At 53.8% G+C, this 12,972-nt stretch carries 10 protein-coding genes; 6 read left to right on the top strand and 4 right to left on the bottom strand.

The window, feature by feature from the left end:
- Window positions 1-114 precede the first annotated feature (114 nt).
- Both SD961_RS10910 and SD961_RS10905 read left to right on the top strand, forming a co-directional pair.
- Window positions 115-414 (top strand): hypothetical protein, encoded by a 300-nt coding sequence (locus tag SD961_RS10910; protein ID WP_318790389.1) that lies wholly within the window; start codon window positions 115-117, stop codon window positions 412-414.
- Window positions 415-676: 262 nt separating this feature from the next.
- A complete protein-coding gene (locus tag SD961_RS10905; RefSeq protein ID WP_318790388.1) occupies window positions 677-1,324 on the top strand; it encodes a metallophosphoesterase in 648 nt (215 codons plus the stop codon).
- A 6-nt stretch (window positions 1,325-1,330) separates the two neighbouring features.
- Here SD961_RS10905 and rsmF read toward each other — a convergent pair whose 3' ends face one another.
- The 3 genes from rsmF to yebS all read right to left on the bottom strand — a co-directional run bounded on the left by rsmF (window position 1,331) and on the right by yebS (window position 6,707).
- Entirely contained in the window at window positions 1,331-2,722 is a 1,392-nt protein-coding gene (gene rsmF / locus SD961_RS10900) for a 16S rRNA (cytosine(1407)-C(5))-methyltransferase RsmF (protein WP_412916677.1), read from the bottom strand.
- 135 nt (window positions 2,723-2,857) lie between these two features.
- Window positions 2,858-5,494 carry a PqiB family protein gene (locus SD961_RS10895; RefSeq protein ID WP_318790386.1) on the bottom strand — a complete coding sequence of 879 codons (2,637 nt, stop codon included), beginning with the start codon at window positions 5,492-5,494 and terminating at the stop codon, window positions 2,858-2,860.
- Window positions 5,463-6,707 carry a membrane integrity lipid transport subunit YebS gene (yebS, locus tag SD961_RS10890; protein ID WP_318790385.1) on the bottom strand — a complete coding sequence of 415 codons (1,245 nt, stop codon included), beginning with the start codon at window positions 6,705-6,707 and terminating at the stop codon, window positions 5,463-5,465. The genes SD961_RS10895 and yebS overlap by 32 nt, the downstream gene beginning before the upstream one ends.
- 222 nt (window positions 6,708-6,929) lie before the next feature.
- On the opposite strand from yebS, the gene SD961_RS10885 reads away from it, so the two are divergent.
- The 4 genes from SD961_RS10885 to htpX all read left to right on the top strand — a co-directional run bounded on the left by SD961_RS10885 (window position 6,930) and on the right by htpX (window position 11,381).
- Complete coding sequence (locus tag SD961_RS10885) at window positions 6,930-7,430, top strand: GAF domain-containing protein (protein WP_318790384.1); 501 nt, start codon at window positions 6,930-6,932, stop codon at window positions 7,428-7,430.
- Between the two features lie 96 nt (window positions 7,431-7,526).
- Window positions 7,527-8,207: an RNA chaperone ProQ gene (proQ, locus tag SD961_RS10880; protein WP_318790383.1), complete on the top strand. Its 681-nt coding sequence runs from the start codon at window positions 7,527-7,529 to the stop codon at window positions 8,205-8,207.
- Between the two features lie 19 nt (window positions 8,208-8,226).
- Window positions 8,227-10,266 (top strand): carboxy terminal-processing peptidase, encoded by a 2,040-nt coding sequence (gene prc, locus SD961_RS10875; protein WP_318790382.1) that lies wholly within the window; start codon window positions 8,227-8,229, stop codon window positions 10,264-10,266.
- Window positions 10,267-10,499: 233 nt separating this feature from the next.
- Complete coding sequence (htpX, locus tag SD961_RS10870; protein WP_318790381.1) at window positions 10,500-11,381, top strand: protease HtpX; 882 nt, start codon at window positions 10,500-10,502, stop codon at window positions 11,379-11,381.
- Window positions 11,382-11,439: 58 nt separating this feature from the next.
- Here the strand turns inward: htpX and SD961_RS10865 are convergent, their stop codons facing one another.
- Entirely contained in the window at window positions 11,440-12,816 is a 1,377-nt protein-coding gene (locus tag SD961_RS10865) for an MFS transporter (RefSeq protein ID WP_318790380.1), read from the bottom strand.
- Between the last annotated feature and the right edge of the window lie 156 nt (window positions 12,817-12,972).

Here is a 12,972-nt window from a genome sequence, read left to right as displayed (position 1 = left end):
CCAAACCCACAGGTTTTTAGCGAATACTTGTTTATCTGCCTTCAACCCTTTACGCTCATGGGGCCACAACGTCACGCAAAATCCGCGTCCGATCGTTCAGGCTGGAGCAGAGAAATGAAAAGCGATAAAGAGATTTCAATCGACCAGTTTACGGAAGCTGAAAAAGAGTTGGTTGCCGCAAAGGTAAAAAGCCTGACCTTAAAACTCAGTCATGTTGCGAGTAAAAAAGAGGAAAAGGATATTCTGAAAGAGGCCAAAAGGCTGGTAATGAAGGATCGCGTGGTGAAAGAGAGCACTAAGGCTGTGATTGCCAAAAAACCGCGTAAAGCCTCATCAGCGAAAGAGAGAGAAATAAAAGAGTTTAACTGGTCCGCTTCCCTGAGAAAGAATCCACGGGCATTAAAAGCTAAATAAACCCGCAGCGACAGCGTCAGCAGGTTGCCAGACCTGGAGGTTTGGCGCTGTCAGCCTCAGCCCACGATAATCAGATGCACCAGTCGGGCTAACACCTCAATAATCAACAGACTACCTGCCGTAATCAAAGCCAGCATAAGATAAAATTGTTTGTGGCTACTCATATGCCCTCAATCTCCTGATCTCTGAACAGACTATACTTTAGACCGGAATGCTTAAACCGACCGTCAATATTTTCCGTTAAATCGGGTCAGGGTGAGTCATGCTGTATCAACATCTTAATAGTGAAAACTGGCGACACATCTTTATCGTGGGCGACCTGCATGGATGCCGGGAAAAGCTGAATGAGGCGTTACGGGTCCGGCACTTTTCTGCCGATGAAGATCTGCTGATATCCGTTGGCGATCTGATTGACCGTGGGCCAGACAGTCCCGGTTGTCTGGCGCTGCTTAAGGAACCCTGGTTCCGCAGCGTGCGGGGAAATCATGAAGAGATGGCCATTAATGCGCTAAGTAAAGGAAATCATCACCAGTGGATCTCAAACGGTGGGGAGTGGTTTTACCACCTTGAGGGCATGGCGATGATGGAGGCGAAACATGCTATCAGTCGCTGCCGTAATCTGCCGTTGATCCTGCATCTTCAGCTTCCGGAGCGCCTCGTGGTGGTGGCGCATGCCGACTATCCTTTACCGCATTATGCCTGGGGGAGCGCAGTGGATGAAGAGAAGGTTGTCTGGAGCCGCTCTCGTATAGAGCGGCTCCAGCAAGGAAAAGGGCAGGTTATTACCGGAGCAGATGCGTTTTATTTTGGGCATACTCCGCTATCGGCCCCGCTGGAGGCTTATAACCAGCACTATATTGATACGGGTGCGGTGTTTGGCAATCAGCTCACCCTGGTGCAGGTGCAATAAATCTGATTAAAAAGAGAAGAGTTTGCCGTCACGCACCAGTTCCCGCGGATAGCTATTCTTGATCCTGTTGCCAACTCGCTTTGCCAGACCTAATGGCTGATGCTGGCAGGTCACGATCAACTCATCCGCCGGCAAGTCACGTTCCGGATAGATATCTCTTCCGCGATACCACTCTTCCGCTTCAGCCAGCGTGAGTTCGAAACGGTTCTTAGCCTCGGGGCGGGCGAGTGCGATAACCGCTTCATGCTGCCAGCGATACCCCCTGGTGAACGTTTCGGCCAGCTTCAGCCCAATACGCGAAAAGCGCACCTTGCCCAACAGCGGTTCAATAGCGACCGGAAACAGCCAGATTTCCTTATCCCGTTCCCATAACGTATGCGTCTGCTGATTCCAGCTCAGCCCCGACTTTGCTGCTGCCTCGACAATATCTTTCTGAACAGCGCGTTTAACGGGGAAGAAGGGCAGCTTACCCACTTTATAGCCAGGCACCGGTAACCGCTCAAGACTCTGTAACTTGCGCAAGCGTGCGACAAAAAAGCCTTCGCTGTCGAAAATCTGCGGGAATACGTGCAGGAATCCTTCGGGCGTGATGGCCTGCTCCGCGCCGGGGAAGAGATCGTCCAGCGGTTCGATCTCCACGCAGTCGGGATAAGCCTGTTGTAGCCAGGCAATCACCTGCTGGTTTTCGCTGCGGTTCAGGGTACAGGTAGAATAGACCAGCGTGCCGCCGGGTTTGAGCGCATGAAAAGCACTTTCAATCAGATCATGCTGTGTTGCGGCAATCTCTTCGGTGCTGGCAAGCGACCAGTTACGCAGCGCATCAGCATCCTTACGGATAACGCCTTCGCCGGAGCAGGGGGCATCCAGCAGAATGGCATCGAAACTTTCTGGTAACGCGGCGCCAAACACTCTGCCGTCGAAATGGGTCATAGCCGTATTGCTGACGCCGCAGCGGCTCAGATTGGCATGCAGCACTTTTACCCGGCTGGCGGAATATTCATTGGCAAGGATGGCGCCGCTGTTGCCCATCCGCGCCGCAATTTGCGTGGTTTTAGAGCCTGGCGCCGCCGCGACGTCCATCACTGTTTCAGGTTGCGGGCAGCCCGCAAACAGTGCGCTCACCGGCAGCATCGAGCTGGCTTCCTGAATATAGTACAGGCCTGCAAGGTGCTCCGCAGTACTGCCAAGCGGCAGCGTGTCTGCGTCATCACGCACTATCCAGAACCCTTCTTCACACCATGGGATTGGCGTCAGCGCCCACTGATAAGGCGCAACCAGCGTCAGGAAATCCGCCACGCTGATTTTCAACGTATTCACGCGCAGGCTGCGGCGCAGGGGTTGCTGACAGATAGCGATAAAACGGTCAAAGTCTGCTGCATCGGGCAACAGCTCGCGCATCTGCGCTAAGAAAGGCTCAGGAAAGGTCACGCGTGAGGAAAGGGACACTGATAAATTCCACTGGAAATAAGTGGGCGGAGTTTATCACATTCGGCAGGGTGAAAAAAACGGGCAGCGCCAGGCTGCCCGTTCTGCTTAGTTTCCGGGGAGTGCGGTTCCCCATTTACGCCACTCTTTTGGCTCTTCATCCTCCAGCAGATAGTGCTTGCCGGAGGTGGCCTGAGGAGCCAGCGGAATGGTCGGCGGCGTGGCAAAGGCGATGCCACCCTGAATAAACTGCTGGAAGGTGCCGGTTTTCACCACGCCACCAATCAGACCGAATTTCAGGTTATAGCCGGAGGCGAGCCAGAATACCGAGTTGTTACGTACCAGGTGCTGGTATTTCTTGCTGATCCGCAGCGTAATTTGCACGCGGTCCGCCATTGCTCCCAGCGAGGTTCCGGTGACGGTACCCACTTCAATGCCCCGGAACAGCACAGGCGTTCCCACAGAGAGCGATCCCCCTTCTGGCGCATCCATTATCACGTTAAGGCCATCAAGATAGCGGGCGTCGGTGATGGTGGATTCCTGAAGCTCAAAGGTGCGCTGAGCGCGGCCTTTACCCGGATCGACGTTGATATAGGGTTGCAGCAGGGTATCCAGATGGTTAACACCGGCTGCGGATATTTCCGGGGAAACCACAGAGAAGCGGGTGCCCAGGCGGGCGAAGTCATCCACATATTCCGGATAGAGCACCGCTTTAGCAATTACCTGATTTTTATCGTTATTGAGCGCCAAATCTTCCACCTGGCCAATAGTGATGCCGAGGTAACGGATAGGCATTCCGGCAGCCAGTTTAGTGGCATCATACGTATGCAGCGTAATCTGGCTTCCCACGGCTCGCGCTGCGGTTTCAGAATCATAGAGCACGCGTTTGTCTTTGCTGGTCAGGCCTGCGCCTGCTCCGGTCAGGTTATCGAAGCTGATAGCGCCTCTGAGCGCACGATTCAGCGGAGAGGCCTGAACCGTCAGGCCGCTGCCGTTTAACTGGACGCGTGCGCCGCCTTCGGCCCAGAACACGCTGTTTTCCGTCAGCAGCTTGCGGTACTCCTGTTTGATATGCACCCGCACATCAAACACGTTGGCGCGAGGGATCACATCAACAATTTCACCGACCTGGAATTTACGGTAAAGCACCACTGAGCCGCCCTGTACATCCGGCAGGCTTTTAGCGGTCAGCGTTAACGTGGTCGGGAGCTGATCGGTAGTGATCCCTTCCGCTGCTTTTTCCGCGTTGGAGTAGAGCGGGTAGCTCTCTTTCGCTTTGCCTTTACTGCCGGGGTCAAGACGAATGCCGCCATCCACCCATTCACGGGCGCTGGCGCCAAGCACTTCCATCCCGTTCAGACCAAACTTCACGTCGAGCCGGCTGTTGATGATGAATTTACTGTCGCCATGTACCAGATGACGATAGTCCGGCGCAATGGCAATGACAAAGGTTACGCCCTGTTCAACCAACGTCCGGCTGACAACCTGGCCAATCTGCATACCATGCAAAATAATGGGCTGGCCGGCATCGATGCCATAGCTTTCCGGCGCGGTGAGCTTCAACTCAATGGCATTGGGCTGTTGCAGCAGCGATTCATTGCTCTCCAGCACGGTATAGTGATCCTGTGGCTCACCTTTGCCCGGCACCAGCTCCAGGGTATTGCCGGTTAACAGGCTGCTCAGGCTGGTATCGCTCAGGCTGATTTTCGGGCTACGCATCTCAATTCTGGTGCCGGTACGCATCAGGTCGGTTACTGAAGGATCGAGGGTTAACTCGCCGGTGACTTTGCCGCCAGCTTGCAGAGTCAGTCCGGTAAGGGTGCCTACTTCAAGACCCTGATACATCAGCGGAGTGCTGCCAGCCTTAAGGTTCTTGCCGCCTGGCAAATCGAGCGAGATGATCACGCCGCGGTGGCTATGGGCCAGATCGGGGTAGAGGGTGAAGTCATCTTCAGACTGAGCCTGCCCGGACGCTTCAGGCGAATCGAAGGCAATAGCGCCATTTACCAACGCAGCCAGGCTCTCTAACTGCACTTTTGCACCGCTAAGCCCGACATCCGCTTTCACGCCGGAGACGTTCCAGAAACGGGTCTCTTTCTTTACCAGATTGGTAAAACGACGTTCGATCAACACGTCAACGGTTACGCCTTTATTACCAGGGTTGATGCTGTAATCGTATACGCGGCCCACCGGAATTTTCCGGTAATAGACCAGCGAACCGGTATTCAGGGAACCGAGATCTGGCGTATGCAGATGGATCAACATTTCCCCGGTATTGACGCGATATTTGGGTTGAGTATCCAGCGCGACGAAGTTTTCCTGAGGTTTACCTTTTCCCGGCATCATGCCGATATAGTTACCGCCCACCAGCGCATCCAGACCCGAGACGCCCGCCAGTGAGGCTTTCGGTGTCACCAGCCAGAACTGCGTATCGTCACGCAGCGCCTCTTTCATATCGCTCTTGATACTGGCTTTTATTTTGATGGTACGCAGATCGTCCGTCATGCTGATGCCCTGCACCAGACCCACTTCCACCCCCTGATAGCGTATCGGCGTTCTGCCCGGCACGATGCCCTCCGCCGTGGCGAAATCGATGGTGATGGTGGTGCCGCGCTCCTGATAGTTGGTCCAGATGAGCCAGCCTGCGATCAGCAGCGCAATAAACGGTAGCAGCCAGAAGGGCGAAATTTTCCGCCGGCTTTTGATATGCGCGTTAATCGGTGTAGTCGGCGTTTCCTGTTGCATGTGCATCCCAAAGTAAACGGCTATCCAGCCACTCAACGGCAAGGATAGTGAGTATGACTGACGAGCCGAAATAGAAGGCTGCCGGTCCCATGGTAAAAGCCAGAAGCTGATCGCGATTGACCAGCGACATGGTTAACGAAATAACAAACAGGTCCAGCATAGACCAGCGTCCAACCCAGGTAACAACCCTGAGCAGGCGAACGCGGGTTTTCAGGCCCTGTTCACATTTGAAATGGATACTGACCAGCAACGTCAGCAAGACAATCACCTTGGTGAAAGGCACCAGAATACTGGCGACAAAGACCACCACGGCAACAGGAATGTTGCCGGATGCCAGCGACATAATCCCGGAAAGGATGGTGTCTTCCTGCCGTGAACCGGTCAAATAAATAATGGAAATGGGCAGTAAATTGGCTGGGATTAGCAGCACAATGGCGGCAATCAATGCCGCCCAGGATTTCTGCAGGCTGAAGTGCCGACGAAAATAGAGCGGCGTATGGCAGCGCGGACAGCGGCCACGCTGGTCCGGTAAGCCCGTATGGTGGCAGCTCAGGCAGACCCGAAGCTTCTCCAGCGCGACATTCGGCTGAGGCTGCGGATAGAAGCGGTGCCACAGCTGCTCTACATTCAGATGGATCAGTGTAATCACACTTAGCAGCGTCAGAGAAATAAAAGCGATAAGCCCGGCGCCGGGCGTAATATCCGCATAATCCTTTACTTTAATCGAGGCGACGGCGATCCCCACCAGGTAGATATCCAGCATTACCCACTCTTTCAGCCGATCCAGCATCAGCAGCACCGGGCGCAGATTCATACCCAGACGATGACCGAAATAGAGATAGGCAATAGAACCCACCAGGGTAGCGGGCGCGCCAATAGTACAAAAGGCCACCATGGAGGCGGTTATCACATCGCCCTGCTGCGCCATCTGGGTAATTCCTTCCAGCAAACTGGCACGGATAGTGGTGCCGATCAGACGAATGCTCATCAGCGATTCGCTGAAGGCAAAGGGCATCAACAGCAGCATAGTGACGGCCATGGCGCAGAGCCGCGTCATCGACCAGTCACGACCATTCATTATTCGGGCATTGCAGCGAGGGCAGTGCGCAGACTGCGTGGATTTAACATCTGGTAAGGAAAAAAGGGTATCGCATTGGGGGCAACGCTGATAACGTGCCTGAGGCAGAGCATGGCTAATGGCGTGTATTTTCATAATCCTGAGGTTTTCAGGCCCAGGCAGCACAGGTGCAGGGCGGGGTTAAATTTTATCGCCCTAAAAGGGTTAATGACACGTCAGGGTCATGCTTAAGGCTTCAGACAGACTAAGGGTATATTAACTAACGCAATGATTCACCTTGTCCGTCTGGACAATTAATGCTTATTTAAGCAAGGGGCCATCATGGGCCTCATGACACGTTTCCACAATGGTTAAAAAATGACAAAAGCAGAGTTTTATTCGGACCTGAACCGTGATTTGCGCGCGCTTATCGCTGGCGAAACCAGTTTTCTGGCGGCCATGGGCAATTGTAGTGCGCTGCTCTATGAGCGCCTTGAAGGCGTTAACTGGGCAGGTTTTTATCTGCTGACCGAAGCTGACACGCTGGTACTGGGTCCGTTTCAGGGAAAAATTGCCTGTGTGCGTATTCCCGTGGGCCGTGGCGTGTGCGGAACAGCAGTGGCTGAAAGCCAGATTCAACGCGTAGATGATGTGCACGCTTTCCCCGGACACATCGCCTGCGACGCAGCCAGTAATGCAGAAATTGTGCTGCCGCTGGTGGTAAATGGCCAGACAATTGGCGTACTCGATATCGATAGCGTGGAATATAACCGCTTCGACAGTGAAGACGAAGCGGGGCTGAAAACCCTCACTGACGGGCTGTGTGAGGTGCTTGCCGGGTCTGATGTGGAAAAATTTATTCACATGAAACGCAGCTAAAGCGCTGGATCACGTAGCATTTGCCGATGGTGTCATTATAATGACGCCTGTTCATGCCTGCGCTGATTGGCAAACCCGTTGTAATCAGGAAATTTCATGGAAAATCAACCCAAGTTGAATAGCAGCAAAGAAGTCATCGCCTTTCTGGCCGAGCGTTTCCCAAAATGCTTTAGCGCCGAAGGCGAAGCACGCCCCCTTAAGATCGGCATCTTTCAGGATTTAGTCGACCGCGTGCAGGGCGAAATGGGCCTGAGTAAAACTCAGCTTCGCTCTGCGCTGCGTCTGTACACGTCCAGCTGGCGCTATCTGTACGGCATTAAAGCCGGTGCGATTCGCGTCGATCTGGATGGTGAAGACTGTGGCGTTCTCGAAGAGCAGCACGTTGAACATGCGCGTAAGCAACTCGAAGAAGCAAAAGCGCGTGTTCAGGCCCAGCGCGAAAAGCAGCAGGCCAAAAAACGCGAAGCTGGCGAAGAGAGCGCACCACGCCGTCCTCGTAAACCAGCCCGTAAACCTTCTGCCGAAGGTGAGCAGCCACGCCAGGTTCGCAGTAAACCGCAGCGTAGCGCAGAAAGCGCGCCTTCCGCAGAGCGTCAGCCAGCACAAACCAAACCCGTTACCGATACCGCAGCGCTGCAAGTTGGCCAGAACATCAAAGTCACCGCGGGCAAAAGTGCGATGGACGCAACCATTCTTGAAATTACCAAAGATGGCGTCCGGGTACAGTTGGCTTCCGGCCTGGCAATGATAGTACGCGCAGAACACTTGCAGTTCTGATACGGAGGCCAATCAGGGCATGAACAATTTTTTCAGAACCACCGTTATTGCAGGTCTGCTGCTGGCAGGGAACGTTTTCGCCGCCGATAATATTACGCGTGCCGATCAAATTCCTCAGCTTCATCAGGAACCGCAGCATGCGACAGTGAGTGAACGTGTTACTTCGCGTTTTACCCGTTCGCACTATCGCCAGTTCGATCTTGATAAGGATTTTTCGGTCAAGATTTTTGCACGCTACCTCAATCTGCTGGACTACAGCCATAACCTGCTGCTGACCTCAGATATCGAGCAGTACGCCAGCAAAAAAACGACGTTAAGCGATGAGCTAAAGTCCGGAAAGCTGGATGTATTTTATGATTTATACAATCTGGCGCAGAAGCGCCGGTTTGAGCGCTACCAGTACGCGTTGTCCGTACTGAATAAGCCAATGAATTTCACCGGTCACGATACTATCGATATCGACCGGAGCAAATCACCGTGGCCGAAAACCACGGCAGAGCTGAATCAGCTATGGGATGCCAAAGTCAAATATGACGAGCTGAGCCTGAAGCTGACCGGCAAAGAAGAGAAAGAGATCCGCGAAGTGCTCACCAAGCGCTATCAGTTTGCTATCCGTCGTCTGGCGCAGAGCAACAGCGAAGATGTCTTCCAGTTGGCGATGACGGCCTTTGCGCATGAAATCGACCCGCACACCAATTACCTCTCTCCTCGCAACACCGAGCAGTTTAATACTGAAATGAGCCTGTCTCTGGAAGGTATCGGTGCTGTGCTGCAGATGGACGATGACTACACGGTCATCAACTCCATGGTCGCGGGCGGCCCGGCAGCCAAGAGCAAATCGATTACCGTGGGCGATCGTATTGTCGGCGTCGGCCAGCCAGGTAAGCCAGTAGTGGATGTGATCGGCTGGCGTCTTGATGACGTTGTTGCCCAAATCAAAGGTCCCAAAGGCAGTAAAGTGCGTCTGGAAGTGCTGCCAGCCGGAAAGGGGACAAAAACCCGTTTTGTTACGCTGACGCGTGAGAAGATCCGTCTGGAAGATCGTGCAGTTAAAATGACGGTTCATAACGTTGGCAGTAAAAAAGTCGGCGTGCTGGATATACCTGGCTTCTATGTTGGCCTGACGGATGATGTAAAGGTGCAGCTGCAGAAATTGCAGAAGCAGAATGTCGACAGCGTGGTAATTGACCTGAGAACCAACGGCGGCGGTGCACTTACCGAAGCGGTTTCCCTCTCTGGCCTCTTTATCCCAAGCGGCCCGGTGGTTCAGGTTCGTGATAACAATGGCAAAGTGCGCGAAGACAGCGACAACGATGGCATTGTCTATTACAAAGGCCCGCTGGTGGTGCTGGTGGACCGCTTCAGCGCGTCAGCTTCCGAGATCTTTGCCGCCGCGATGCAGGATTATGGCCGTGCGCTGATTGTCGGTGAACCGACCTTTGGTAAAGGTACTGTTCAGCAGTACCGTTCACTGAACCGCATCTACGATCAAATGCTGCGTCCTGAATGGCCTGCGCTGGGCTCTGTTCAGTACACCATTCAGAAGTTCTACCGCATTAACGGCGGCAGCACTCAGCGTAAGGGTGTGACGCCCGATCTGCTGATGCCAACCGGCGTGGAAGCGGTAGAGACCGGCGAGAAGTTCGAAGACAACGCGCTGCCGTGGGACAGCATCAATGCGGCCAGCTATACCAAATCGGGCGACCTGGCCTCCCTTGAGCCGCAGTTGATCAAAGAGCATCAGGAGCGCATCGCTAAAGATCGCGAGTTCCAGTACATCATTAAAGATATCGCCCGCTTTAACGCGATGAAGGACAAACGCAATATCATCTCTCTGAACCTTGCCGAGCGTGAGAAAGAGAACCATGAAGATGATGCGTTGCGTCTTGAGCGGATCAATGCCCGTCTTCAGCAGGAAGGCAAAAAGCCGCTGGCTAAGCTGGACGACCTGCCAAAAGATTATAAAGAGCCGGATCCCTATCTTGATGAAACGGTAAGTATCGCTAACGACCTGGCGCAGCTTGAAAAAGCGCAGACGCCGCCAGCGGCAGCAAAATAAATCCGAAGGGCACAGCACAGTCTGTGCCCTTATTTTATTGTCCACCGGTTACGACAATTCTCCTGAACCCCGAAATGAGATGAACATCTCTCACCGCTGATAATCCCGCTTAATTGTGTAAAGTTATGTCTTTTTAGGCACTTAAAGATTAAGAGTGCTTGAAATGTTTTCGCCAGCCCATAGGATAGTTATCCGCTACAGGCGAATTTGTTAACTGAGGAAGAAGAAATTTTATGATGCGTATTGCGCTTTTCCTGCTGACCAACCTTGGGGTAATGTTGGTCTTTGGGCTGATCCTCAGCCTGACAGGGATCCAGTCAAGCAGTGTACAGGGCCTGATGATCATGGCAGGTCTGTTTGGCTTCGGCGGTGCGTTTGTTTCACTGTTGATGTCAAAGTGGATGGCATTGCGTTCCGTCGGTGGTGAAGTAATTGAACAACCCCGCAATGAGACCGAACGCTGGCTGATGCAGACCATTGGTCAGCAGGCTCAGAAGGCGGGCATTGCGATGCCACAGGTTGCTATCTACCACGCGCCTGATATCAATGCCTTTGCTACCGGAGCACGTCGTGATGCGTCGCTGGTGGCGGTTTCCACCGGGTTGCTGCAGAACATGAGCCGTGATGAGGCGGAAGCGGTACTGGCACATGAGATCAGCCACATCGCCAATGGTGACATGGTGACCATGACGCTGATTCAGGGGGTTGTGAACACTTTTGTGATCTTTATCTCACGTATTCTGGCGCAGGTTGCTTCCGGCTTCCTCTCCGGAAACCGTGACGAAGGTGAAGGCAACAACGGTAATCCTATGGTCTACTTCGCCGTGTCGATGGTGCTGGAGCTGGTGTTTGGTATCGTGGCAAGCATCATCACTATGTGGTTCTCACGCCATCGTGAATTCCATGCCGATGCAGGCTCCGCCAGGTTGGTTGGACGTGAGAAAATGATCGCGGCCCTTCAGCGACTCAAAACCAGCTACGAGCCGCAGGAAGCCAGCACCATGATGGCCTTCTGCATCAACGGCAAGTCAAAATCGCTGAGCGAGCTGTTTATGTCGCATCCTCCTTTGGATAAGCGTATTGAGGCATTGCGCAGCGGTCAGTATCTGAAGTAACGCTCTTACTGAATGAAAAAAACCGGGCTTTGCCCGGTTTTTTTATGCCCGTAGATTTTCAGGCACTGGCTCGTGGTTGGGTAATACGCAGGGCGCTTACCACCGCCGCTAAGCTGGAGAAGCTCCCGGCCAGCAACAGAGAGGCGTGCGTGCCGTGGGCGCCAAAAAGATTAAACATCAAGGCAACCAGCGCCGCACCACTGGTTTGCCCCAGCAGACGAGCCGTACCCAGCATGCCACTGGCGCCCCCGCTGCGATGACGCGGAGCAGAAGAGATAATGGTGTGATTGTTAGGCGACTGAAAGAGGCCAAAGCCGGCACCACAGAGCGCCATTCGCCAGATGATATTCAGATCTGAGGGTGAGTCAGGCAGCAAGGCGAGTGCAAACAGGCCGGTGGCGAACATCGCCAGACCTACAGCACCGAGCAGGCCGGCATGATACCGATCCGTCAGGCGGCCAGCAATGGGAGCCATCACCATCGTAGCCAGTGGCCAGGGGGTGAGCAGCAGACCGGTGGCGACTTCTCCGCGTTGCAGAACGGTTTGCAGAAAAAATGGAAGCGACACCATGGCCAGCATCTGGGCGCAGAAGGAGCAGACCGAGGTGCCAATCGACAGGGAAAAAATCGGGATACGCAGCAGGTCGACCGGCAGCAAAGGGAAGGGCATTTTTAGCTGACGGCGGATAAACAAAGAGCCGACAATCACCAGCGCCACCAGCTCGCTAAGCACCAGTATACCGCTCTGGCCCTGAGCGAAGCCGCTTAAGGCGGAAATCAGCAGGCCGAAGGTCAACGCATTCATGATGGCGCTGGGCACGTCAAAACGCTGCTCTTTTGCCTTCTGAATGTTGTCCGGCAGGAAACGAAACGCCAGATAAAGGGCAGCCAGGCCGACAGGCACATTGATCAGAAACAGCCATTTCCACGAAGCCACCGAGAGCACAGCTGCCGCCACGGTTGGGCCAGCTGCGGTTGATACCGCAACAATCAGCGAGTTAATGCCCATTCCCCGACCCAGAAAACGCTGAGGATAAATAATCCGGATCAGCGCCGTGTTGACGCTCATCAGGGCTGCGCCGCCAAAACCTTGCAGCACACGGGCAAAGGTTAACATCTCCAGCGAACCGGAAAGGGCACAGAACAGCGAGGTACAGGTGAATACCACCAGCCCTGCCTGATAAATGCGGCGGTAACCAAGGATATCGCCCAGGAAAGATAACGAGAGCAGGGAGATGATGATTGCCAGCTGGTAGGCATTGACGATCCAGATCGACTCAGCCGGACTTGCCTGCAGCTCTCTGGCAATGGTTGGCAGAGCAACGTTGGCGATAGCACCGTCAAGAACGGCAACGGTTATACCCAGGGCAATAGCCATGATCGCGCCGTAGCGCTGCGGAACCGGTAATCCATCTGCTGGGGAGGTTGTTGGCATAGGGTTAAGTAGTCAGGAGTGTGAATATCACTATGCTAATGATTTTTCGTAAGCTATTCCATGTTGTTTCACGGCGAAAACTATCAGCAGATATGTCCAGAGTTAATTTTCTGTCAGGATTGCACCGCCCATCCTGCAAAACGTATACTGGAAATA

The organism is Erwinia sp. MMLR14_017 (genome assembly GCF_033657285.1).
In the GTDB taxonomy this organism is placed as follows: Bacteria; Pseudomonadota; Gammaproteobacteria; order Enterobacterales; family Enterobacteriaceae; genus Erwinia.
The sequence above is the reverse complement of the archived record's forward strand: the minus strand, read 5'-3'. Positions and strand labels throughout refer to the sequence as shown.

What these genes read in the sequence shown, in the direction of transcription:
- SD961_RS10910 (WP_318790389.1), top strand. Translation starts at nt 115, where the DNA reads ATGAAAAGCGATAAAGAGATTTCAATCGACCAGTTTACGGAAGCTGAA.
- SD961_RS10905 (WP_318790388.1), top strand. Translation starts at nt 677, where the DNA reads ATGCTGTATCAACATCTTAATAGTGAAAACTGGCGACACATCTTTATC.
- rsmF (WP_412916677.1), bottom strand. Translation starts at nt 2,722, where the DNA reads ATGCGCGAGCTGTTGCCCGATGCAGCAGACTTTGACCGTTTTATCGCT.
- SD961_RS10895 (WP_318790386.1), bottom strand. Translation starts at nt 5,494, where the DNA reads ATGCAACAGGAAACGCCGACTACACCGATTAACGCGCATATCAAAAGC.
- yebS (WP_318790385.1), bottom strand. Translation starts at nt 6,707, where the DNA reads ATGAAAATACACGCCATTAGCCATGCTCTGCCTCAGGCACGTTATCAG.
- SD961_RS10885 (WP_318790384.1), top strand. Translation starts at nt 6,930, where the DNA reads ATGACAAAAGCAGAGTTTTATTCGGACCTGAACCGTGATTTGCGCGCG.
- proQ (WP_318790383.1), top strand. Translation starts at nt 7,527, where the DNA reads ATGGAAAATCAACCCAAGTTGAATAGCAGCAAAGAAGTCATCGCCTTT.
- prc (WP_318790382.1), top strand. Translation starts at nt 8,227, where the DNA reads ATGAACAATTTTTTCAGAACCACCGTTATTGCAGGTCTGCTGCTGGCA.
- htpX (WP_318790381.1), top strand. Translation starts at nt 10,500, where the DNA reads ATGATGCGTATTGCGCTTTTCCTGCTGACCAACCTTGGGGTAATGTTG.
- SD961_RS10865 (WP_318790380.1), bottom strand. Translation starts at nt 12,816, where the DNA reads ATGCCAACAACCTCCCCAGCAGATGGATTACCGGTTCCGCAGCGCTAC.